The sequence below is a fragment of the Pseudoalteromonas sp. XMcav2-N genome (assembly GCF_024124545.1).
In the GTDB taxonomy this organism is placed as follows: domain Bacteria; phylum Pseudomonadota; class Gammaproteobacteria; order Enterobacterales; family Alteromonadaceae; genus Pseudoalteromonas.
In genome coordinates this window covers 1-23,196 of the sequence record NZ_JAMXSF010000031.1, presented here as the reverse complement: position 1 = coordinate 23,196, position 23,196 = coordinate 1, and the positions used below count along the sequence as shown (strand labels likewise).

21 protein-coding genes are annotated in these 23,196 nt (G+C 45.4%); all 21 read left to right on the top strand.

What is annotated here, in order from left to right; translation table 11 throughout:
* Positions 1-245: 245 nt before the first annotated feature.
* The 21 genes from mioC (at position 246) to NH568_RS23420 (ending at position 21,643) form a co-directional block, all read left to right on the top strand.
* On the top strand, positions 246-692 hold the full coding sequence (gene mioC, locus NH568_RS23520) for an FMN-binding protein MioC (RefSeq protein WP_253111110.1): 447 nt from the start codon (positions 246-248) through the stop codon (positions 690-692).
* Positions 693-1,128: 436 nt separating this feature from the next.
* Complete coding sequence (mnmG, locus tag NH568_RS23515; RefSeq protein ID WP_253111107.1) at positions 1,129-3,018, top strand: tRNA uridine-5-carboxymethylaminomethyl(34) synthesis enzyme MnmG; 1,890 nt, start codon at positions 1,129-1,131, stop codon at positions 3,016-3,018.
* 16 nt (positions 3,019-3,034) lie between these two features.
* A complete protein-coding gene (gene rsmG / locus NH568_RS23510) occupies positions 3,035-3,655 on the top strand; it encodes a 16S rRNA (guanine(527)-N(7))-methyltransferase RsmG (RefSeq protein ID WP_253111104.1) in 621 nt (206 codons plus the stop codon).
* Positions 3,656-3,669: 14 nt separating this feature from the next.
* Positions 3,670-4,455 carry a ParA family protein gene (locus tag NH568_RS23505; protein WP_239398742.1) on the top strand — a complete coding sequence of 262 codons (786 nt, stop codon included), beginning with the start codon at positions 3,670-3,672 and terminating at the stop codon, positions 4,453-4,455.
* Between the two features lie 14 nt (positions 4,456-4,469).
* Positions 4,470-5,423: a ParB/RepB/Spo0J family partition protein gene (locus tag NH568_RS23500; RefSeq protein ID WP_253111101.1), complete on the top strand. Its 954-nt coding sequence runs from the start codon at positions 4,470-4,472 to the stop codon at positions 5,421-5,423.
* Positions 5,424-5,561: 138 nt separating this feature from the next.
* Positions 5,562-5,942, top strand: a complete 381-nt coding sequence (locus NH568_RS23495; RefSeq protein WP_054016191.1) for an ATP synthase subunit I — start codon at positions 5,562-5,564, stop codon at positions 5,940-5,942.
* 16 nt (positions 5,943-5,958) lie between these two features.
* Positions 5,959-6,816: a F0F1 ATP synthase subunit A gene (gene atpB / locus NH568_RS23490; protein ID WP_054016190.1), complete on the top strand. Its 858-nt coding sequence runs from the start codon at positions 5,959-5,961 to the stop codon at positions 6,814-6,816.
* A 66-nt stretch (positions 6,817-6,882) separates the two neighbouring features.
* Positions 6,883-7,116, top strand: a complete 234-nt coding sequence (gene atpE, locus NH568_RS23485) for a F0F1 ATP synthase subunit C (protein WP_008222392.1) — start codon at positions 6,883-6,885, stop codon at positions 7,114-7,116.
* A gap of 49 nt (positions 7,117-7,165) precedes the next feature.
* Positions 7,166-7,636, top strand: coding sequence for a F0F1 ATP synthase subunit B (atpF, locus tag NH568_RS23480; RefSeq protein WP_054016189.1), 471 nt, complete (start codon positions 7,166-7,168; stop codon positions 7,634-7,636).
* 14 nt (positions 7,637-7,650) lie between these two features.
* Positions 7,651-8,184, top strand: coding sequence for a F0F1 ATP synthase subunit delta (gene atpH / locus NH568_RS23475; RefSeq protein ID WP_046004731.1), 534 nt, complete (start codon positions 7,651-7,653; stop codon positions 8,182-8,184).
* A gap of 14 nt (positions 8,185-8,198) precedes the next feature.
* Positions 8,199-9,740, top strand: a complete 1,542-nt coding sequence (atpA, locus tag NH568_RS23470; protein ID WP_046004730.1) for a F0F1 ATP synthase subunit alpha — start codon at positions 8,199-8,201, stop codon at positions 9,738-9,740.
* A gap of 52 nt (positions 9,741-9,792) precedes the next feature.
* Positions 9,793-10,653, top strand: coding sequence for a F0F1 ATP synthase subunit gamma (gene atpG / locus NH568_RS23465; protein WP_054016188.1), 861 nt, complete (start codon positions 9,793-9,795; stop codon positions 10,651-10,653).
* Positions 10,654-10,685: 32 nt separating this feature from the next.
* Complete coding sequence (gene atpD / locus NH568_RS23460; protein WP_010384876.1) at positions 10,686-12,071, top strand: F0F1 ATP synthase subunit beta; 1,386 nt, start codon at positions 10,686-10,688, stop codon at positions 12,069-12,071.
* Between the two features lie 13 nt (positions 12,072-12,084).
* Positions 12,085-12,501, top strand: coding sequence for a F0F1 ATP synthase subunit epsilon (locus NH568_RS23455; protein ID WP_046004727.1), 417 nt, complete (start codon positions 12,085-12,087; stop codon positions 12,499-12,501).
* A gap of 674 nt (positions 12,502-13,175) precedes the next feature.
* Positions 13,176-15,332, top strand: a complete 2,157-nt coding sequence (locus NH568_RS23450; protein ID WP_253111098.1) for a winged helix-turn-helix domain-containing protein — start codon at positions 13,176-13,178, stop codon at positions 15,330-15,332.
* A 450-nt stretch (positions 15,333-15,782) separates the two neighbouring features.
* Positions 15,783-15,932 carry a hypothetical protein gene (locus NH568_RS23445; RefSeq protein ID WP_253111095.1) on the top strand — a complete coding sequence of 50 codons (150 nt, stop codon included), beginning with the start codon at positions 15,783-15,785 and terminating at the stop codon, positions 15,930-15,932.
* Positions 15,933-16,039: 107 nt separating this feature from the next.
* The gene (locus NH568_RS23440) at positions 16,040-16,189 is read left to right on the top strand and encodes a hypothetical protein (RefSeq protein ID WP_253111093.1); all 150 of its coding nucleotides are present in this window, start codon (positions 16,040-16,042) and stop codon (positions 16,187-16,189) included.
* A 31-nt stretch (positions 16,190-16,220) separates the two neighbouring features.
* A complete protein-coding gene (locus NH568_RS23435; protein ID WP_253111090.1) occupies positions 16,221-16,796 on the top strand; it encodes a hypothetical protein in 576 nt (191 codons plus the stop codon).
* Positions 16,797-17,844: 1,048 nt separating this feature from the next.
* On the top strand, positions 17,845-18,186 hold the full coding sequence (locus NH568_RS23430; protein ID WP_253111088.1) for a nuclear transport factor 2 family protein: 342 nt from the start codon (positions 17,845-17,847) through the stop codon (positions 18,184-18,186).
* Between the two features lie 2 nt (positions 18,187-18,188).
* A complete protein-coding gene (locus NH568_RS23425; protein WP_253111085.1) occupies positions 18,189-19,433 on the top strand; it encodes an HlyD family efflux transporter periplasmic adaptor subunit in 1,245 nt (414 codons plus the stop codon).
* Entirely contained in the window at positions 19,433-21,643 is a 2,211-nt protein-coding gene (locus NH568_RS23420; protein ID WP_253111082.1) for a peptidase domain-containing ABC transporter, read from the top strand. Before NH568_RS23425 ends, NH568_RS23420 begins: the two co-directional genes overlap by 1 nt.
* The last annotated feature ends 1,553 nt before the right edge of the window (positions 21,644-23,196 follow it).

The following is a 23,196-nucleotide window of genomic DNA, read 5'->3' as shown; positions in this document are numbered from 1 at the left end:
ACGCGATATAACCCCAAAAAACATCAGGATATACGCGGCTTATCCACAACAATCACACGGGATTTAGCATTGGAATAATTTATTAAAACATTGTTTTTATTATGTTTATTAAAAAACATTCTATTTTGCACACTTATTGAACTAGATTTTTTTATCCCAAACTCGGATCAAGTCTTTACTTCTGTGTGGAGGTCATTAAGATGTCGCGAATACGTCTAGAGTCAGTAATCAGGATCCACCGCTTCATGCGCAACATAGAGATCATCATAGGTAGCCAAATGGGCTCCGCAGAATACGTCGCAGAACAGCTTGCCGAGCAACTCGATGCCAACGAATTCAGCACACATCTGCATGAACAACCGGATCTGAGCGCCTGTCAGCATCCTCTGTGGCTGGTGGTCACATCGACTTATGGTGCCGGCGACTACCCAGATAACCTGTTGCCTTTTATAGAGCAACTGTCTGATCATGAAGATCTGAGCCATATTCAGTTTGCTGTGGTGGGTATTGGGGATTCTAGCTATGACACCTTTAATCTGGCTGCCAGTAACTGTGCGCAGCTACTGACAAACAAAGGCGCACAGCAGCTTTTACCAGTATTAAAGATAGATGTACAAGATGAAGCACTACCGGAAGATGCGGCCATTGCCTGGTTGCCAGCATTAAAGCAGCAACTGGATCAGGCCTGCTAGCCCGGCTTACGGATCAGGTGATAGATCTTTTACACAGAAGTTATTCACAAAATAGCTCGTTTTTAGATCGCACTGTGGATAACCTTTGATCTAACTGCGGATCTACGCATACTTATCCATTGGATAGTTTTCATCGGATCTTGCCCTGTGAATAAACAGGCGCTTTGATCAAAGCTTTTCATCGTGATGATCCGATCTAATTCACATCATATGATCTGAACTAACCCTTTGGATCTAGTAAGGAATACGTTGTTATTCACAGATCCGGACTGATCTAATAGTAAGATCTAATAAAAGATCTTTAAAAAGATCCTTATATATAATTAAGTGATCCTTTTTCTCTGATTAAAATTTAAACGTTTCACTTCTGCGTTTTTCTGGGTAGAATACGCACCCTTTCGAAATTTGCTGGTTGTTTTTAAGTAGGATCCCGTAAATGATTTATCACGAGCATTTTGACGTTATCGTTGTTGGTGGTGGTCATGCCGGTACTGAGGCAGCATTGGCTGCAGCACGTATGGGTATGAATACCTTATTGTTAACACACAATATGGACACCCTGGGACAGATGTCCTGTAACCCAGCGATCGGCGGGATCGGAAAAGGCCACCTGGTTAAAGAGATTGATGCTCTGGGTGGTGCAATGGCCAAAGCGATCGACAAAGGTGGGATCCAGTTTCGTACTCTGAACTCATCAAAAGGTCCAGCAGTACGGGCAACACGTGCTCAGGCGGATCGCGCTTTGTATAAAGCAGCGATCCAGGAGATCTTGCAAAACCAGGATAATCTGAAGATCTTCCAGCAATCGTGTGATGATCTGATCGTCGAACAAGATCAGGTTAAAGGTGTTGTGACTCAGATGGGACTGCGCTTCAGTGCAGAAACAGTCGTTTTGACGGTCGGTACTTTCCTGGGTGGCCAGATCCACATAGGTCTGGAGAACTTCAAAGGCGGCCGTGCAGGCGATCCGCCTTCTATTGTACTGGCACAGCGTTTACGTGAATTGCCTTTCCGCGTAGATCGATTGAAAACCGGTACACCGCCACGTATTGATGCACGCACTGTTGACTTTTCAGTGATGCAGGCCCAACCCGGTGATACCCCTACGCCAGTATTCTCGTTTTTGGGTAAAACGTCGGATCACCCACAACAGATCCCCTGCTACATCACGTACACCAATGAGAAAACCCATGATGTGATCCGTGAGAACTTGCATCGCTCGCCGATGTATGCGGGTGTCATTGAAGGGATCGGACCGCGTTACTGCCCGTCGATTGAAGATAAGATCGTGCGCTTTGCCGACAAAGAAAAGCATCAGATTTTTGTTGAGCCAGAAGGATTGACCTCCTACGAGTTGTATCCAAACGGCATTTCCACCAGCCTGCCATTCGATATTCAGCTGGATATTGTGCAGTCAATTCAGGGTTTTGAAAATGCGCATATTTGTCGCCCCGGCTACGCCATTGAGTATGATTTCTTTGATCCTCGCGATCTGAAACAATCTCTGGAAACTAAATTCATCAATGGTCTGTTCTTTGCGGGTCAGATCAATGGTACAACCGGATACGAAGAAGCGGGGGCACAAGGTTTAATCGCCGGTATGAATGCCGCTTTGCAAGTAAAAGGTCTGGAAGCCTGGACACCGCGCCGCGACCAGGCGTACACGGGTGTGTTGATCGACGACCTGGCGACGTTAGGGACCAAAGAACCTTACCGTATGTTTACCAGCCGTGCTGAATACCGCCTTTTGCTGCGTGAAGATAATGCCGACCTGCGCCTGACAGAAAAAGGCCGCGAGTTGGGTCTGGTTGATGATGAGCGCTGGGCTGCTTACAACAATAAGCTGGAAGTCATGGAACAGGAAACGCAGCGACTGCGTAACACCTGGATCCACAAAGATCATCCTGCACTGGCGCAGGTGAATGAATTGCTGAAGTCGCCGCTGACCCGCGAAGCCAGTTTGGAAGATCTGATCCGCCGTCCGGAAGTCAGCTACAAAGATCTGATGCAGATTGAAGGCCTGGCCAGTGAGCAGGACAATACCCAGGCGTTGGAGCAGGTTGAGATCCAAACCAAGTATGCGGGTTACATTGCCCGTCAACAGGATGAGATCAACAAACAACTGCGTCACGAAGAAACCCTGTTACCGGCTGAATTCGATTACGCTCAGGTCAGTGGCCTGTCTAACGAGGTGGTGGCCAAGCTGTCAGAAGCCAGACCACAAACAATCGGCCAGGCGTCTCGTATTTCTGGTATCACCCCTGCTGCTATTTCGCTATTATTAGTGTATCTGAAGAAGCAAGGGTTGTTACGCAAGTCTGCGTAACAACAAACGGAAGACTGTGTTATTAGAACAACTTACAGCCCTGTTAGCCCACACGGACATCGCGCTAACTGAACAGCAAAAGCAGCAGCTCGTCGACTATGTCGGGCTGCTCGATAAATGGAATAAAGCCTATAACCTGACCTCAGTGCGTGATCCGAACGAAATGATGGTCAAGCACATCATGGACTCGTTAGTCGTTGCACCTCACCTGAGCGGGAAACACTACATTGATGTGGGTACCGGACCAGGATTGCCTGGGATCGTACTGGCCATTGCCCTGCCCGATACACACTTTGTCCTGCTCGATAGTCTTGGCAAACGTGTACGTTTTTTAACTCAGGTAAAACATGCGCTTGGACTGGAAAACGTCACACCGGTTCAGTCTCGTGTTGAAGAATATCAACCAAGTGTTAAATTAGACGGTGTACTGAGCCGTGCCTTTGCCTCATTGCAGGACATGGTTCAGTGGTGTGGACATCTGGTCGATGACGAAGGCCGTTTTTTGGCATTAAAAGGCCAATTTCCGCAGCAGGAACTGGATAGCCTGCCCGCCGGTGTCACCCTGGAACGTGATATAAGTTTACAGGTGCCCGAGCTGGATGGTGAACGTCATTTAATCATTCTGAAAAAAGACTAGTATTCGAGGACATAGTGGCTAGAGTCATTGCGATTGCAAACCAAAAAGGCGGTGTGGGAAAAACCACCACTGCGGTCAACCTGGCAGCCTCCATGGCAGCTACCAAACGTAAGGTCCTGCTGATAGATCTGGATCCACAAGGCAATGCGACCATGGGCAGCGGTGTTGACAAATATGGCGAAGTGGCAACCATTTACGATCTCTTAATAGAAGAGACCCCCATTCAGGACGTGATCAGCAAAGAAACGTCCGGTGAATACCACTTAATTGCCGCCAATGGTGATGTGACGGCGGCTGAAGTCAAACTGATGGAATTGTTTGCCCGCGAAGTGCGTTTGCGTAATGCACTGGAATCGGTGCTGGATCAGTATGATTTTATTTTTATAGACTGTCCGCCTTCATTGAATATGCTGACGGTCAATGCGATGGCGGCGGCAGATTCTGTGATGGTGCCGATGCAGTGCGAGTATTATGCACTGGAAGGATTAACCGCACTGATGGATACTATAACGCAGCTGTCTAAGTTGGTGAATCCAAACTTACAGATTGAAGGTATCCTGCGTACTATGTACGATCCGCGTAACCGCCTGGCGAACGATGTTTCTGAACAGCTAAAACAGCATTTTGGTGAAAAAGTCTACCGCACTGTGATCCCACGTAACGTACGTCTTGCTGAAGCGCCCAGTTTTGGCGCACCGGCGATGTATTATGACAGGGCCTCCAGTGGTGCTAAAGCCTATCTGGCACTGGCCGGAGAAATGCTCCGCCGTCAGGAAAAACAAGCAGCAGCTGTTGCCTAAGAGGAAGAAAAACAATGTCGGTGAAAAAACGTGGTTTGGGTCGAGGTCTGGATGCCTTGTTGAGTTCAGCAAAACCTGCTGCCCCTCAGCCTGTCCAGCCTGAAGTCACGCAAACCCAGGGGACTGAGCGTGCCGTTGAACCCGAGCAGGCCCCGATGAGCAATGAGGTGACCGATCAGGAATTACAGAGGTTGCCTATCGAATATTTATGTCGGGGCAAATATCAGCCGCGTAAAGATATGTCTGAGCAGGCACTGGAAGAGCTTGCCAGTTCTATTCGGGCGCAAGGGGTATTGCAACCGATAGTGGTACGCCCGGTTGCAGAAAACCAGTTTGAGATCATTGCCGGTGAACGACGCTGGCGTGCCGCCCAGCTTGCTGAGCTGGACGTGGTGCCCTGCATTATTAAAGATGTTGCTGATGAAGCCGCGGTGGCCATCGCCCTGATTGAAAACATTCAGCGTGAAGATCTCAATGCGATGGAAGAAGCGGTTGCACTCGACAGATTACTCAATGAGTTTGAACTGACGCACCAGCAGGTTGCGGATGCGGTCGGTAAGTCGCGCACTACAGTGACCAATTTACTTCGTCTCAATAATCTCAATGATGATGTAAAAATATTGTTGGAACATGGTGATATTGAGATGGGTCATGCCCGTTGTCTGCTGGCACTGACTGGTGAGCAGCAATCTGAAGCTGCCAGAACTGCGGTCGCTAAAGGGCTGACCGTACGCGAGACCGAGAAATTGGTGCGTGCGATGCTGGAGCCAGTGGAGAAAAAACCAGCAAAAGAGAAAGATCCGGACGTTAAACTGCTTGAGCAACAACTGGCAGAGAACCTGGGGGCCAAAGTGGAGATAAATTATAACCAAAAAGGCAAAGGTAAGCTGGTGATTTCTTATGCAAATTTAGATGAATTAGACGGAATTTTGGGGCGTATCCAGCCCGATTTTCAACAACCCTCCTAATCTTACCTTTTAAGGCGAAATGGGCGCTCGAAAAGCGTTACATTTCGTCTCGTCAAGTTGCAAATTGAGCAGAAATAAGTATAATTTCGCCAGTTTTCTAGCCCTGATAAAATTTAGCGTCATTAAGGTTAATTATAAGTGACTCATTCGTTAGCAAGCCCATATCGGCGTGCCGCATTAAAAGGTGTTTTGTATCAGGGTCTCGTAGCTATCATTGCTGCAGTAATAGTTTTTATTGGTTGGGGAGTGGAAGCAGGCCTGTCGGCGTTGGCTGGCGGTGCGGTGCTGGTACTCCCTAATTTTGTATTTGCCGCCTATGCATTCCGATTTATGGGTGCGAGCAAGGCAAATCAAGTGTATTCCTCTTTGAAACGAGGAAACGGATTAAAATTTTTGCTAACTGTTGTGCTTTTTGCGCTGATTTTTAAGCATTTTTCAGTCGTTATGTGGCCGTTTTTCGGCACCTACATGCTGGTAATGCTGACACAATGGTTGGTTCTGATTTTTTTTAATCATTAACTTTTAGGATAAAACAATGGCTGCAGAAGAAGTGACTCTATCGAGCCATATTCAGCACCACTTGACCAATGCCAAGATGTGTTCGACCGATGCCGGTCTGGCCTTCAATAAAGCATGTGCGGACAGTGGTTTCTGGACATGGCATATAGATACCCTCGCATGGTCCATCGGTTTAGGTCTTATATTCTTATGGATCTTCCGAAGTGCCGCTAAAAAATCCACCACAGGCGTTCCTGGTAAATTCCAGTGCTTTATTGAAATGGTTGTTGAGCTCGTTGGTGATAACGTGCGAGACACTTACCATGGCAACAGCAAACTGATCGCGCCTTTGGCCCTGACTATCTTTGTCTGGGTGTTCTTAATGAACTTGATGGATTTGGTTCCAGTTGATTTCCTACCTGCTTTCGCCGGCTTCGTTGGTGAGCAAGCATTTGGTATGGACCCACATGATGTTTACATGAAGATTGTACCGACCACAGACGTGAATATGACTGCTGCTCTGGCATTGGGCGTATTTATTCTGATGATCGGGTATTCAATCCGTATCAAAGGTCTGGGCGGCTTCATTGGTGAGCTTACGCTTCACCCGTTCAGCTCTAAGAACAAATTAGTGATGGTTATCCTGATCCCATGTAACTTGCTACTTGAAACAATCGCGTTGGTTGCTAAGCCTTTCTCGCTGGCACTGCGTTTGTTCGGTAACTTGTATGCAGGTGAGATGATCTTCATCCTGATCGGTGCAATCGGCCTGATGCAGCTTCCACTGCACTTTGTATGGGCTGTGTTCCACATCATGGTAATCGTACTGCAAGCATTCGTATTTATGATGCTGACGATCGTTTACCTCAGCATGGCTAGCACAAAAAGCCACTAATTAGCTGAAAGAAAAGAATTTTTTAAACTTTAACTTTAATTTACTATTGAAACTTTGGAGATAAAAATGGAAATCGCAGTTGCTATTAAACTTATCGCTGTTGCTCTACTAATCGGTTTTGGTGCAATCGGTACTGCACTAGGCTTCGGTAACATGGGTGGTAAGTTCCTAGAAGCATGTGCTCGTCAGCCTGAGCTTGCGCCTCAACTACAAGTTAAAATGTTCATCCTAGCTGGTCTTATCGATGCCGTAGCAATGATCGGTGTAGGTATCGCTATGTACATGTTGTTCGCTCTTTAATATTGCAAAATACCTGAAACGAACAACTGTCAAGTAAGGAGGAGCGGTCGTGAACTTAAACGCCACTCTAATAGGTGAATTAATCGCATTTGTGGTCTTCGTATGGTTCTGTATGAAGTTCGTATGGCCACCACTAAATGGTGCGATTGAAGCTCGCCAGAAGAAAATCGAAGATGGATTAGCTGCCTCTGACAAAGCTGAAAAAGACCTTGAGCTAGCGCGCGAAAAAGCCGCTGAACAGCTTAAGGAAGCGAAAACTCAGGCTGCTGAAATCATCGAACAAGCTAAAAAGCGTGCAACGCTGATTGTTGACGAAGAGACAACTCGTGGTCAGCAAGAGCGTGAGAAAATCATTGCTCAGGGACACTCTGAGATCGAATCTGAGCGCAACCGCGTGAAAGAAGAGCTACGTCAACAAGTAGCGACTCTGGCTGTGGTTGGTGCAGAGAAGATTTTAGAGCGTGAAATCGATCAAGCCGCACACAGTGACATCGTTGAAAAACTTGTCGCTGAGCTTTAAGTAGGGGTATGAGCATGTCTGAATTGACTACTATCGCTCGCCCATACGCTAAAGCGGCTTTTGAACTTGCCGTTGAGAAAGGCACAGTTGAAGCTTGGAATGAAATGCTGTTCTTCGCAGGCCAGGTGGCCCGCGATGAACAGGTTCAGGCACTGTTAGGTGGCATTGCCACCGAAGCAGAGCAGTCTGATGTATTCATCAAGTTATGCGCTGAGCAACTCAACGAACAAGGCCAAAATCTTATCAAGCTGATGGCCGAAAATGAGCGTTTAGCCGCCATGCCAGCTGTTGCAGATTTGTTTGCTGAATTAAAAGCAGACTATGACAAAGAAATTGACGTTAACGTCGTTTCAGCAGCAGCGCTTGCCGAAGATGCGCAAGCAAAATTGGTCGCGGCACTTGAGAAACGTTTCGCACGCAAAGTTAAGCTGAATTGTAGCATCGACGAAACCATCGTAAGTGGTCTGGTCATTAAAGCCGGCGACACCGTTATCGACGGGTCTATTCGCGGCAAGTTAGATCGTCTTGTGACGACGCTACAATCGTAATTGGGAAAAAGAGCATGCAACTTAATTCCACAGAAATTTCTGCACTGATCAAGCAACGCATTGAGCAGTTTGAAGTTGTAAGTGAAGCGCGTAACGAAGGTACTATCGTATCTGTTACCGACGGTATCATCCGCATCCACGGTCTTGCTGACTGTATGCAGGGTGAGATGATCGAGCTTCCTGGCAACCGTTATGCTATCGCATTGAACCTTGAGCGCGACTCAGTAGGTGCGGTAGTAATGGGTCCATACGCTGACCTTAAAGAAGGCGTAAAAGTTAAATCAACAGGTCGTATCCTTGAAGTACCAGTAGGCCGTGGTCTGCTAGGTCGTGTTGTAAACACACTAGGTGAGCCGATTGACGGTAAAGGCGCGGTAGACAACGATGGTTTTGAGCCAGTTGAAAAAATCGCACCGGGCGTAATCGAGCGTCAATCAGTAGACGAGCCAGTACAAACTGGTTATAAGTCTATCGACTCTATGATCCCAGTTGGTCGTGGTCAGCGTGAGCTAGTGATCGGTGACCGTCAGACTGGTAAAACAGCACTGGCTATCGATGCTATCATCAACCAAAAAGACACAGGCGTTAAGTGTGTGTACGTTGCGGTTGGTCAAAAAGCTTCGACCATTGCTAACGTAGTACGTAAACTGGAAGAGCACGGCGCTCTTGAGAACACCATTGTTGTTGTTGCATCAGCATCTGAGTCTGCTGCACTACAATTCCTGGCTCCGTTCTCTGGTTGTACTATGGGTGAATACTTCCGTGACCGTGGTGAAGACGCGCTAATCGTATATGATGACCTGTCTAAGCAAGCTGTTGCTTACCGTCAGATCTCACTACTACTTAAGCGTCCGCCGGGCCGTGAAGCTTACCCAGGTGACGTATTCTACCTTCACTCACGTCTGCTAGAGCGTGCATCACGCGTTAACGCTGATTACGTTGAGAAATACACTAACGGTGAAGTGAAAGGTCAAACAGGTTCATTGACGGCATTGCCAATCATTGAAACTCAAGGTGGTGACGTTTCTGCATTCGTACCTACCAACGTTATCTCAATCACCGACGGTCAGATCTTCCTAGAAACTGACTTGTTCAACGCCGGTATCCGTCCAGCGGTTAACGCTGGTATCTCGGTATCTCGTGTAGGTGGTGCAGCGCAAACTAAAATCGTTAAGAAACTAGGTGGTGGTATCCGTCTAGCGCTAGCTCAGTACCGTGAACTAGCGGCGTTCTCTCAGTTCGCTTCTGACCTTGACGATGCAACACGTGCCCAGCTTGAGCACGGTGAGCGCGTAACAGAGCTAATGAAGCAGAAACAGTACGCACCAATGTCTGTTGCTGACATGTCTCTGTCTCTATTCGCTGTTGAGAAAGGCTACCTGAAAGACATCGAAATCAACAAAGTACTTGATTTTGAAGCAAGCCTTATCGCATTCGCGAAAAGCGAATACGCAGCGCTAATGACTCAAATCAATGAAACTGGTAACTACAACGCCGAGATCGAAGCGCAGCTGAAAGAACTTCTTGAGAAGTTCAAGTCTACGCAAACTTGGTAATGTGTTATGAAGGTGAGTAGTTAGCTACTCACCCAGATTCGGAGAAAGAGTCATGGCCAGCGGAAAAGAGATAAAAAGCAAGATCGGGAGTATCAAGAATACTCAAAAGATCACCAGCGCAATGGAGATGGTTGCCGCTTCTAAAATGAAGAAGGCACAGGAACGCGTCGCGTCCAGCCGCCCATACGCTGAAAACTTACGCAAAGTGATCGGTCGTATTGCTCAGGCTAACCTTGACTTCCAACACCCGTTCTTAATCGAACGTGAGGTGAAGCGAGTAGGTTACATTGTTATCTCTACTGACCGTGGTCTTTGTGGCGGCTTGAACTCAAACGAGTTTAAGCGTGTAGCGAAAGACGTTAAAGCGTGGAAAGAAAAGGGTGTTGATGCAACATTTGCCACCCTGGGTGGCAAAGCTGCCGGTTTCTTTAAACGTTTTGGCGGTGAGCTTGAAGCCAAAAAAGCCGGGTTAGGAGATGCGCCTTCTGTTCAGGACGTAATCGGTCCTGTATCTGTGATGCTAAAAGCATACGAAGAAGGCAAAATTGATCGCTTATTCGTTGTGTACAACAACTTTGTCAACACAATGAAGCAAGAGCCTGTTATCGATCAGTTATTACCTTTGCCAAAAGCTGAAGAAGAAGTATCAGCTCACGCTTGGGATTACTTATATGAGCCAAACCCAGAGGCGATTCTAGAGACACTACTAGTGCGCTTTATTGAGTCTCAGGTTTACCAAGGTGTAGTTGAGAATGCTGCCTCTGAACAAGCTGCCCGTATGGTTGCGATGAAAGCCGCAACAGATAACGCAGGTGGCCTGATTGATGAGTTACAGCTGGTATACAACAAGGCGCGTCAGGCTGCAATCACACAAGAAATCAGTGAGATTGTATCTGGTTCAGCTGCCGTGTAACGCTTCGGCAAAGTTTAACGAGAGGAATAGACATGAGTTTAGGTAAGGTCGTCCAAATTATCGGCGCCGTTGTGGACATCGAGTTCCCACAAGACAACGTGCCAGCCGTATATGACGCACTAAAAGTTACAGAAGGCGACCTGGCTGGTTTGACACTAGAAGTGCAACAGCAGCTAGGTGGCGGTGTGGTACGTGGTATCGCACTAGGTAGTACTGACGGTCTGCGCCGTGGTACTTCAGTAGAAGGTACAGCTGAGCCAATTAAGGTTCCAGTTGGTACAGCAACACTTGGTCGTATCATGAACGTACTGGGTGACGCAATTGATGAAGCCGGCCCAATCGGTGAAGAAGAGCGTTGGTCAATCCACCGCGCTGCGCCTTCATACGAAGAGCAAAGCAGCTCAGTTGAGCTACTTGAAACAGGTATCAAGGTAATCGACCTTGTATGTCCGTTCGCTAAGGGTGGTAAAGTTGGTCTGTTCGGTGGTGCCGGTGTAGGTAAAACCGTAAACATGATGGAACTTATCCGTAACATCGCAATCGAGCACAGCGGTTACTCAGTATTCGCCGGTGTTGGTGAGCGTACTCGTGAGGGTAATGACTTCTACCATGAGATGAACGACTCAAACGTACTAGACAAAGTATCGCTAGTATACGGTCAGATGAACGAGCCACCGGGTAACCGTCTGCGTGTTGCTCTGACTGGTCTGACTATGGCAGAGAAGTTCCGTGACGAAGGTCGTGACGTACTGTTCTTCGTAGATAACATCTACCGTTACACGCTGGCGGGTACTGAGGTATCTGCACTACTAGGCCGTATGCCTTCAGCGGTAGGTTACCAGCCAACTCTTGCAGAAGAGATGGGTGTACTACAGGAGCGTATCGCATCTACTAAGACTGGTTCAATCACGTCAATCCAGGCCGTATACGTACCTGCGGATGACTTGACTGACCCGTCACCAGCAACTACGTTCGCGCACCTTGACGCAACCGTTGTACTTTCACGTGACATCGCATCTCTTGGTATCTACCCTGCGGTAGACCCACTGGATTCAACTTCTCGTCAGCTTGACCCGCTAGTAATCGGTAACGAGCACTACGAGACTGCACGTGGCGTTCAGACTGTACTTCAGCGTTATAAAGAGCTGAAAGACATCATCGCTATTCTAGGTATGGACGAGCTATCTGACGAAGATAAGCAAGTTGTATCTCGTGCACGTAAAATCCAGCGTTTCCTGTCTCAGCCGTTCTTCGTTGCTGAGGTATTCACAGGTGCACCTGGTAAATACGTTTCACTGAAAGACACTATCTCTGGCTTCAAAGGCATCTTAAACGGTGAATACGATGACATGCCAGAGCAGGCTTTCTACATGGTTGGCTCAATCGACGAAGCGATCGAAAAAGCCAAAAACATGTAATTAGGGGGTTGTTATGGCAATGACAGTACGCCTTGACGTAGTAAGCGCTGAAAAGAGTTTGTACTCTGGTGACGTAACTGCGATCCAAGTGACAGGTAGTGAAGGTGAGCTGGGTATTCACCCGGGTCACGCGCCACTGCTGACTGGCCTAAAACCTGGTATGGTACGTTTAGTAACAGAAGACAAAACTGAAGAGTTTATCTATGTTGCAGGTGGTACGCTGGAAGTTCAACCACAGACCGTAACTGTCCTTGCTGACGTTGCGATCCGTGCGGAAGAGCTTGACGAGCAAGCTGCTGAAGAAGCTAAACGTGAAGCGCAGGCGCAACTGGCTTCAGGCACCGCAGGCGAGCTGGATTACCAGCAAGCAGCCATGCAGCTTGAAGAAGCCCTTGCTCAGCTGCGTCTTCTACGCCAGCTGCGCAAATAAGCAGCCACCTATCTGGTTTAAAAAACCCACGCATTGCGTGGGTTTTTTTATGCCTGAATTTCCCTGCATGTAGGTGGTTTGAAAATGAAGAGTGTTTGGTACAGCGATTGTCTGTTATCACTAAGGAGGCGCCCAAGGCTTAGTGTGGTTGTGTATGTGGTAGCGCTTGAGGTGGTATAGAACGGAACAATCTAAGATATGGTAACATCGACTCAGTCAGACAAAGGTTGCCATGACAGCGGACCTGATTTTCAATCGTAAGTTGATATATTTGGCGAGGCTTGGCGCTGATTTTAGGCCATTTTGTTATAACAAGCCTATGAATAATCGAACTAATTCATTGAGTTATCTGTGTATATACACTAAAGCAATCCGGTTCGCGGGATGACCCATGAAAAAGTGCTGACTGGAGTCATGGAAGTCGGGAAATAATAATCTGTACATTCGTTTACTAACCTTAATGAAACAGAGTGTTTAACTCTTTAATTTTTTGCTTTAATATTGCCAAAGACGACTTGGTGTAGCTAAGTATCCGAGGCGGTGATTAGGTCTTATCACCTATGAAAAAACCGCCTATCTACTCAGCAGCTTTAATAAGAAGCCAGCCCTACTCATAAACTCTACAATTTAGTTTATTCCAATAGTATAAGGGCCTGATAATAAGCAGTTACGATATGAATGAAGTTAACTTTTCAAGGACTGTGAAAGCGGTAAAATTTGGATCCTGGACACTAGATCCAAAACGGCAAACCATCACAGACGGTGAAGTAACCAGAGAACTTGAACCTCTGTTATTTAAAATCCTCTGCTACTTAATTTTGAACAATGATCAGATCATCACCAGGGACGATCTGGTCAATGATGTGTGGTGCCAAAATTACGTTGATAATAACGCCATCAACCGGGCAATGTCTGAGCTGCGTAAAGTGCTCAAATCAGACAAGCAAAAAGGACTGGTTGTTAAGACACACTATCGTAAAGGGTACAGCTTTTTCCTTGAACCTGAAATTGTTTATCAAGACCTAATTCCTCAGGCCAGTATTACGCCTGTCACGCGGCCTAACACTAAATCACCAGAACAAAAGCCTGAGCCAGTAGCAAAGAAGAAACCGGTTAACGTCTTTAAATTGCGTCCAGCCCTTATGGCGGTTGTATTAGCTGTGGGCGGTGGTGTACTGGGCCTGATGATGTCCTCAGCAGAGAATGCTCCAGAAGCATCACCTGTGCCCTCTGCTTTGGTCGAGGATGTGACCTATAAAGAACAGCTGTTGTCCTGGATGCCTGGCCGCTACATGGGCACTAAAGTCTCCCCAAGCAATGAGTTTGTCGCGTTTTCTTTTGTACCTGAAGGTACAACTAATCAAAGCTTGATCATCAAGGAGCTTAAAACCGGCCTTGAGAAAAAGATCAGTGAGGTGAATATCAATTTTTCCCCACTGGGCTGGACGGCTGATTCGGGCAAGCTTTTTTATCGCCTTGAGGAAGGTGAAAAGTGCGAGGTTTGGCAGACTGACAGAGACTTGGCAGGCAATAGTCGCTTTTTATTCAACTGTAATAGTCCCATTCAGCATGGTGCTGGTGTGGGAGGTAGCTCATTTGTATACTCTAAAGCAAATTATCGCGGACGAGATCAGTTATCTGTTCTGATGAACTATGACTATGAAACGGGGGAGGAGTTTCAGCTCACCTCTCCCAATTTAAACTCCTTTGGCGATATGTTTTTGTTGTATGAATCGTCGCTAGACAGCGTCTTTTTTTCTCGCCGACAGTACGACACCTATGAACTCTACATGACTGATATGGAAGGCAGTAAGCAAATAAAACTGTACGAGTCAAAAACCCCTATCTGGGAAGTCATGTATGAGGCTGAATCAGACACATTAATGTGGTTCTGTAATGCAACCAACAGGCTGTTTGAATTTTCGTTAGAAGCGAACATGCTTAAAAGTAAGACTCAGCTTACCAATAAAGGAAATTACGCTAACGGATACCCATTGTCTAAGGACAAAGTGATCGCGATTAACTATCCCTACAAGCATAATATTTATGAGCTTAGTTTGTCACAGTCCACATTGTCACCGTTATTCATCAATGACGAGATTAAGTTTTCGGGGTTTGTGAAAAATGGGCTGGCCCATTATCTGGCTCTTGAGCACGAAAAGTGGATCTTGAAGCAAGGCATTGAACCTGATCAACTCAACACCATTTATACCATAGGCAACCCGCAAGATAGTTTTCCTTTGCTTAACTATGATGCCCGGACGGAACAAACATTACTAGGGTTTGGCGAGCAGTTAATTGTATTTGACAACCAGTTTAATACACAGCATATCGTTGAGGTGGAGAATACGGTCTTAGCTGCGGATATTCTGCCTGACGGAGATATTGGATATATTGTTATCGATGAAAACCAAAAAAATAACCAGTTTTATATTTACTCAAAGCAGAGCAAGCAGTCAAAAAGATTACCGATAAAAGATGCAGTTTGGTTTGCTCAGTTCAACGACAGTCAGTTAATTTACCAGTCGCGTAAGAATACGTTGCATTATTTTGATCTGTCTACAGGCGCTATAAGCGACGAAATATCGCTACCACATAGCGCCAACTCCCGGCTGGTAACAAATGACAGAGGAGGTGTTTATTACTCTAATGGTAAGCAAGTCTATCAAATGAAAGAAGGAGGATGGCATCTGCTGAGCGATTTAGGTGATAAAACGGTTTACTCTTTGCGGTATTCAACGGAGCGCGATTCACTCATTATGACGACGCTGGAAGGAGCAAACAATCACTTGATCCAGTTGGAAGCATCACGACAAGCCCCATCTCTGTAGTTTTTGTCTGTCAGTGGTATATCGATTGTTATACCACTGACTGGCAGTTGATTCGCGCAACTTTCTCCTGTAACACTTCCCATCCATCTTACGTTTCTTATATCACTCCTGTTTTTATCTTTGTAAAACGCTTTTTTATGTTGCCGAACCTTACAACAATGGCGATATGACAAACTTGTAAAGTTGTTGCTAACGCAGACACTTAAATTTTAGCTGATGAAGACATTATCACTTGCGATTCTTGATTATAAAACCATATTAATCAATGGTTTATTTTCAAAGGTTATATTCGCCATATAAGCTTTGATAACTTCCCATATTCTGTTCCATGCGGTACTGTTTTAACATCAACACGGCAAAAGTGTGTGGTTATCTATATATGCTCGGCTGCAAGACGTGCTGACAACTGAATGACATCCTTTGATAATAAAAAAATGTGAGGAAACAAAGATGAAATTTAAAGTGAACAAAAAAGAGCTAAAAAACCTGCAGAGTGAAAAGTCACTAAATGCACAGCAGACACGAATGATTGGTGGTGCAGGTGACTACATGGCGCCTAATCCAAGGACCAACACAAGTCACTTTTCAAACAATGACTAATTGTCACTTAAGAATGTAAAAAGGGCATGGATAAAATTTTTAGTATGCTTAACAGGTGGGCTAGCGCTCGTATTGACTGATAATAAAAAAAGTGTGAGAAAACAAAGATGAAATTTAAAGTGAATAAAAAAGAACTTAAGAATCTTCAAGATAAAAATACACTAAATGCTCAGCAGACACGAAAGATTGGTGGTGCAGGTCACTACAATGCGCCTGGTCCGCGAACTAACACAACTTTCCCATCACTTGACGGCTAATCGTCAACTTAAGAATGTAAAAAGGGCATGGATGAAATTTTTAGTATGTTTAATAGGTGGGCTAGCGCTCGTATCGACTGAGGCATCGCCTCTTAGCTTTGCAGGTAATCTAACCGTAGGGGCACCCAGTTACCAATATCACTTTGCTACGTCAAGTGGAGCTGCGTTAAACCACCTCGTTACGCTTGATCAGGTTGTCTCTGAGGGAGAACCTTTATTGAGTTACAAAGAGGCTATTAAGGATAGAGTCAAGCTTATACTTGCTGGCTCTCAGGGGGTGGTGACTGAGCTGAATGCCGATTCGTCTGTTTCAAAAGGAGAGTTGCTTGCCAAGCTGCTTACTCCAACGTTGCTTGGCATATTTGAACCAGCTCATGAGCAAACCAATACGCCAAGAGAGCTCTGGTTCTGCCATGTCGGCAATGCATTTAAAGTGAAAGTAAGTTACGAGAGCCGCGAAAAAATGTTTGTCACGCTGCACCTGAATGAATACGTTACTAAGGTAAGTGAATCGTTCAAAAGTGCAAAACCAACGACCTTATTTGCGGACAAAGCAGAGTGTGTAGAACAGGTGAGTTCGAATAAAGAAATAAGGGAATTGCCCTAAGCATGGCGGTGCGTCGGGCATACATATGCGAGAAATGCAGATGTAATAAGGAAATTTCATACTACAGCGCAAAATTTAAAAAAACAATAGCTGATTTCAATTATCGGCTCATGTTCTCCGGCACTGCACCTCTTTTCTCTTTGCGACTCACACAAAAGCGCCTTTTGTGTTGGCGGGCGTTGGTCCTGCATGAGGTTCGTAGTTAACATACCTTCAGATAGGCCTGAACAATTCTCATCAATACGTTTACAAGTGTACGGAGCTACACTTTTTTCTGTGTGTGGTCAGCCCCTCAGTCGCCGCTTGCCAAGTTAGGCTGATCTGCTCGCCTATAGCGCATAAGCACAGCTGTCTTATTCTGCTGTACTCTTTGGTACCGTATTCGTTTATCACCGAATTTTATATTCCGCTATTCTCATGGCGTATAACACTGTGTGATGCTTTTTACATCAGCGACCATGGTATACGAGCATACTGTTGGCAATGCTTCTATGATACCTGCTCGCCTATCGTGCATAGCACAGCCTTGTCACTTTGTTGCATGCTCCGGCACAGACTCTTTTTGTATCTCTTATCCACTTATCATCGAATTTCACGTTTCGTTATTCTCAGTGCGTCTAATGCTCTATTAAATTGGCACAGGCGGGGGCTGCACTCGATCACAGGTGGCCGATTAATATGCCCGGCCCTTCGCATGCCGTAAACGATGGTGAATGGGAGCATGTACTGGTTTTCTGGTGTATGAAGCGACACGAGGCAAGTTCAAAGTAGGTATAAGGTGCAAGGCTGGGTTGTGTGGTGGGTGAAGAGCAAAAGGGTTTGTAAATCGACCTTTCAATGACATGCTAAAAATACAATGTTACTCGAAGTAGTCACTTATACGGTAGTAATAATTGTATTTAAGTTTTTGTAATTTATGGATAAATTCTTTTTTTAGTGAATTTGAATTCTACCTTTCTGTATCGCACTATGAGCTCAACACAAGCAGCGCCACCTTAAGAGTTTGGCGGTACTGACATCAGAATTGAATGAAATGGAGCGATACCCGATGACATTAAAAGAGTTCTTTGAGCGTTATTACGAAATCATTTGTTCGGGCAACCTCGACGATCTGGAGCCATTCTATCATACCGGTGCGGGTGTAATGGCCGGTGCTAAGTCCCAGTTTGAAAGTATGCGTAAGCAACTGAGCTTTAAAATGACACTGCGTAATGTAGAGCTATTGGCTAAGCGTGACGATTTGCTAATAGTACGGGACGTGATGACCATTGAGGGAGAAAAAGAGGGACAGGCTCTTGATAAGCGTTCTGAAAATATACATTCATTGGCGAAAGAAGCCGGTCAGTGGCGAATTTTCTCGACGTCAACGTTTCCAGATGAGGCAGAGTAATTATGTCGGGGTTATTCAGAAAAGAAGCCATTGAACACCAGGGGCAGAAATTAGATGGCGAGGTATCGATTGCGACGCACATGTCATTTAACTGGATCCTACTGGTAATTCTGGTGACGGTATTGATTGGTATCACTTACCTGGTGGTTGGTGAGTATCACAGGAAAGAGATCGTTTCAGGCTATCTGAGGCCAACAGATGGTCTGAGTAAGGTGTATCCCTTGGGTCAGGGTGTCATTGATGAAGTTTATGTCGAAGAAGGACAAAAGGTCGAAAAAGGCCAAGTGCTGGTGCGGGTAAGAATGGAACGGATCCTGACCTCTGGCAGCGATATGAATGAAGCGATTTTAGCGGAGCTCATTAAGCAAAAGGATTTGGTAAAGAAAAATATAGAGAATCAGACGCAGCTGGCGAAAGTCAGTCAGGAGAAGCTGGACTCTCAGATCAATAACACGGCATTTCAGCTTGCACAGACTAAAAAGCAACATGAATTGCTAACTCAGCGTGTCGAGCTCAGCGAAAAACGCTATCGGGATACGCTGGCATTGATTGAAAAAGACTTTGTCTCTCAATCTGATGTTGAAAGTGTCCGCGATGCCATGTTGGTTTTGCAACAGCAAGCGGAAGATCTGGAAGGGCGAGTATTGAGCCAGCAAGAGTCCCTTAGCCAGCTGCGTCTGGAGCGTCAGCAATTGCCGCTGACTTTACAGAAAACAGAAGCACAGCTGAGAACTCAGCTTGCCGATATTAATCAGCAGATCACTCAGGCCAGTGCACAGCAAAGTTACGATGTGCGTAGTCATAGAGGTGGTCGGATCAGCAGTCTGATGGTTAAACCAGGCATGATTGCGCACAGTACCAGCCCTTTAATGACGGTACTGCCTGAAAATGCGGCGCTGGAAGCTGTGCTGTTAGTCCCATCCCGCGCATTTGGTTTTGTACAGGAAGGGCAAAATACGCGGATCCGTTATCAGGCCTTCCCCTATGCCCGGTTTGGCATCTATGAGGGTACGATTTCGAGCGTCTCAAAATCAATTTTACTCCCTAATGAGACAAGTTTGCCTGTGACACTCCGAGAGCCGGCTTATCAGGTGGTTGTCTCACTCAAAGCACAGCATGCCCACGCCTATGGTGCGTCTGTTCCTCTGCAGGCTGGGATGTTACTGGAAGCCGATATCATGGTTGATAAACGCACCTTGTTTGAATGGTTATTTGAACCTCTTTACAGCATTAAAGGAGCAATCTGATGGAAAATCCAATGCACTTACTCCGGTTTAGCGCTGCCAAAAGGCTGCCTGTTATTCTACAAACCGAGGCGGCGGAATGCGGGCTTGCCAGTCTGGCAATGGTTGCTGCTTATCACGGATACAAAACAGATCTGACGACATTGCGTCAGACCCATGAAATCTCATTGAAAGGGGCGAACTTAGAAGAGCTAATGCAAATTGCAGACAAGCTCAAGCTCAGTTCTCGGGCACTGCGGTTAGATTTAGAACATCTGCCGCAATTAAAAACCCCCTGTATTTTACACTGGGATATGAATCACTTTGTTGTACTTAAAAAAGTGACTAAACACAGTGTTGAAATACACGACCCGGGTTTAGGCCATCGTAAATATACCATGGATGATTTTTCGAAACACTTCACTGGTGTGGCACTGGAGCTGAGTCCAACGGAAGAGTTTAAGTCTGAAGATACCCGGGTAAACCTTAAGTTATCCGATTTTTGGAGCAAAGTGACCGGCCTTAAATCCACATTGGGTAAAGTGTTTGTTTTGTCCTTACTCTTGCAGGCTTTCGCCATCGCCAGTCCATACTATATGCAACTGGTTGTTGATGAAGTCATTCTGAGCTTTGACCAAAACTTATTGGCTATTTTAGCCGTGGGATTCGGCTTATTGATGCTCATAGAAATGGTGACCGGCGCGGTACGGAGCGTGTTATTGCTACACTTCGGTAACCTCATGAGTATTCAGCTTGGTGCAAACTTGTTTCATCACCTTATCCGCTTGCCACTGCAGTATTTTGAAAAACGTCATATTGGTGATGTGGTGTCACGCTTTGGCTCATTACAACAGGTAAAAGAACTGCTGACCAAAGGCGTGATCGAAGCCTTAATCGATGGGGTTATGGCCATTGCTACCTTGATCATGATTTTTGTGTACAGCCCCAAATTGAGTGCCGTGGTACTTGTTGCTACCGCAGTGTATGCCGTCATACGCATTGCCATGTACAGACCGTTACGACGCATGTCGGAAGAAGTCATCGTAAATCAGGCCAAAGAGCAGTCAAACTTCATGGAAACGGTACGTGGTATCCAAACTATCAAGTTGTTTGGCCGCGAAGTGCAAAGGCAGAGTGTCTGGCATAACAAATACGCGGACAGTTTGAATGCCGGGATCCGGGTAGGTCATTTGAACATCGGTTATGAAGCAATCAATAAGGTGATCTTTGGATTTGAAAATGTGCTGGTGGTCTATTTTGCCGCAATGCTGGTTATGGAAGGCGATCTGACTGTCGGGATGTTATTCGCTTTCATGGCATATAAGCGTCAGTTTGTAGAGAAAATGGCGTCTCTTATCGAAAAGCTTATCGAGTTTAAGATGCTAAGTCTGCACTTTAACCGGCTTGCTGATATTTCACTGACCGATAAAGAAGATCATATGCAGGGTAAAGCCAGTAGTGGGGAATTGACCGGAGCGCTTACACTTCAGGATGTCACTTATCGCTACAACAGCAAAGAAGCACCGGTGTTTAAAAACCTGGACCTGACCATTGAGGCTGGTGAATCCATCGCGATAGTCGGCCCGTCCGGCTGTGGCAAAACGACGCTTGCCAAAATCATGCTGGGCTTATTTGAACCCGAAGCGGGCAAGGTACTCGTTGATGGGATCGACATCAAGCAGATAGGATTATCAAAATATCGCTCCCAGATCGCGGCTGTGATGCAGGATGATCAGTTATTGTCAGGCTCCATCGCCGATAACATCTCGTTTTTTGACCCTGACCTGGATATGCGAAAAGTCGAGTGGGCGGCTCAGGTTGCTGCCATTGATAAGGATATTATGTCGATGACCATGGGGTATAACACTCTGGTGGGAGATATGGGAGCAGCCCTGTCCGGAGGGCAGATCCAGCGGCTGCTGTTGGCCAGGGCATTGTATCGAAAACCTAAGATTCTGTTTATGGATGAAGCAACCAGTAATTTAGATACCAAGCTCGAGTTTTCAGTCAATGAAGCGGTTAAGAATCTGGATATTACCCGAATAATCATAGCGCACAGGCCTGAAACCATTGCCAGTGCAGATCGTGTCATTGAGTTGAGATATGGGCAGGCTGTTGCGGTAGATAAGCCGGATATTAGTCTGAGGCGGCCTAAGTCTGCAGATGTATCCTTGTGTATAGATAGCACGCCATATACTGAAACAGGTGCGACGAGTGAGTTTAATATGGCTTAGTATAAGTCAATATAATAAGTATGTGGTTTATATTTGAGTGCACCATTATTAATTTTTAGTGGCTTATGTTCTTGATTGTGGTGCGCACTCAACTTGCTTTTAATTGTTTTTTGTTTTTATTTAATTGGTTTTTATTTTTTTAATATGGTGTGTTGACATTTTGTTTTTTGGTGTTAACTTATAAATCAAGCTTAAATCTTGGCGGAGATAAGCTTAAATCAAAAAGTGTAATAAGGTTTGCGAGATTAATGCTCTCTTTAATTTGAAAGTTCTATTTTTAATTTGGATTTTTAAATTCTTTGAGTTCTCCATGAAAATTTAAAAATAGAGTTTGTTAAATACAGCCAGAGAATATTTTACTGTTAAGTTAAAGTTGCTTTGGGATGTTGCAAACCTCTTTCTGCTCTCTGGCTTTATCGTTTTAGTTGTTAAGCCTTTAAGAAGGCAGATAAAAATCTGATATTAACGACTGTGGCCGTTACATGAAAATAGGAAAAATTATGAAAAATCTAAATGCTAAAGACCTGGTTCTGATCGCAGGTGGTGAAGAAGAAGTACCTATGTGCCCTGATATCGATCAATATATCAACTAATAGAGGAAATAAACATGAACGAATTAAATAAGTATGAAGTGGAAAATGTAACTGGTGCGGGCCGCGAATATGATGACCCGTGTGACCCTGAACTTTTTTTCAAAAAATAGGAAGTTAAAAATGAAAGAAATAAAAGAACTGACAGCTGTTTTTGGTGGAAGCTTATGCGAGCATTGCGCTGAAGAATTACGTGAACTTGAAAGTCTGAAATAAGAGTTTAAGGAAATAAAATGAAAGTTATTAATAATCCAAGCTTGGTTTCTGGTGCAGGTGACCCTTTTATCGATATGAGCTGTGATGTTATCGAACACCAAGATTGTAAATCTAATTAATTAAATATTTATATAAGGATTAAATGATGAAAGAACTAAACGCAACCCAAATGAACGCAATCAATGGCGCTGGTGGCTCTGTATACGGCAAAGTAACCAAAGACGGCTGGGAAATCGGCTTCAAGTACGAATTTTAATCGACCCTGAAAGGATAAAGATCATGAAAGAACTAAACGCAATCCAAATGAACGCAATCAATGGCGCTGGTGGCTCTGTATACGGCAAAGTAACCAAAGACGGCTGGGAAATCGGCTTCGAAATCAAGTTTTAATAAACACTAAAGGACAAAGATCATGAAAGAACTAAATGCAATCCAAATGAACGCAATCAATGGCGCTGGTGGCTCTGTATACGGCAAAGTAACCAAAGACGGCTGGGAAATCGGCTTCGAAATCAAGTTTTAATAAACACTAAAGGACAAAGATCATGAAAGAACTAAATGCAATCCAAATGAACGCAATCAATGGCGCTGGTGGCTCTGTATACGGCAAAGTAACCAAAGACGGCTGGGAAATCGGCTTCAAGTACGAATTTTAATCGACCCTGAAAGGACAAAGATCATGAAAGAACTAAATGCAATCCAAATGAACGCAATCAATGGCGCTGGTGGCTCTGTATACGGCAAAGT

Bases quoted from the DNA above. Each gene is read 5' to 3' on its own strand.
- mioC (WP_253111110.1), top strand. From the start codon at position 246: ATGCGCAACATAGAGATCATCATAGGTAGCCAAATGGGCTCCGCAGAA.
- mnmG (WP_253111107.1), top strand. From the start codon at position 1,129: ATGATTTATCACGAGCATTTTGACGTTATCGTTGTTGGTGGTGGTCAT.
- NH568_RS23500 (WP_253111101.1), top strand. From the start codon at position 4,470: ATGTCGGTGAAAAAACGTGGTTTGGGTCGAGGTCTGGATGCCTTGTTG.
- atpB (WP_054016190.1), top strand. From the start codon at position 5,959: ATGGCTGCAGAAGAAGTGACTCTATCGAGCCATATTCAGCACCACTTG.
- atpE (WP_008222392.1), top strand. From the start codon at position 6,883: ATGGAAATCGCAGTTGCTATTAAACTTATCGCTGTTGCTCTACTAATC.
- atpH (WP_046004731.1), top strand. From the start codon at position 7,651: ATGTCTGAATTGACTACTATCGCTCGCCCATACGCTAAAGCGGCTTTT.
- atpA (WP_046004730.1), top strand. From the start codon at position 8,199: ATGCAACTTAATTCCACAGAAATTTCTGCACTGATCAAGCAACGCATT.
- atpG (WP_054016188.1), top strand. From the start codon at position 9,793: ATGGCCAGCGGAAAAGAGATAAAAAGCAAGATCGGGAGTATCAAGAAT.
- atpD (WP_010384876.1), top strand. From the start codon at position 10,686: ATGAGTTTAGGTAAGGTCGTCCAAATTATCGGCGCCGTTGTGGACATC.
- NH568_RS23455 (WP_046004727.1), top strand. From the start codon at position 12,085: ATGGCAATGACAGTACGCCTTGACGTAGTAAGCGCTGAAAAGAGTTTG.
- NH568_RS23450 (WP_253111098.1), top strand. From the start codon at position 13,176: ATGAATGAAGTTAACTTTTCAAGGACTGTGAAAGCGGTAAAATTTGGA.
- NH568_RS23445 (WP_253111095.1), top strand. From the start codon at position 15,783: ATGAAATTTAAAGTGAACAAAAAAGAGCTAAAAAACCTGCAGAGTGAA.
- NH568_RS23440 (WP_253111093.1), top strand. From the start codon at position 16,040: ATGAAATTTAAAGTGAATAAAAAAGAACTTAAGAATCTTCAAGATAAA.
- NH568_RS23435 (WP_253111090.1), top strand. From the start codon at position 16,221: ATGAAATTTTTAGTATGTTTAATAGGTGGGCTAGCGCTCGTATCGACT.
- NH568_RS23430 (WP_253111088.1), top strand. From the start codon at position 17,845: ATGACATTAAAAGAGTTCTTTGAGCGTTATTACGAAATCATTTGTTCG.
- NH568_RS23425 (WP_253111085.1), top strand. From the start codon at position 18,189: ATGTCGGGGTTATTCAGAAAAGAAGCCATTGAACACCAGGGGCAGAAA.
- NH568_RS23420 (WP_253111082.1), top strand. From the start codon at position 19,433: ATGGAAAATCCAATGCACTTACTCCGGTTTAGCGCTGCCAAAAGGCTG.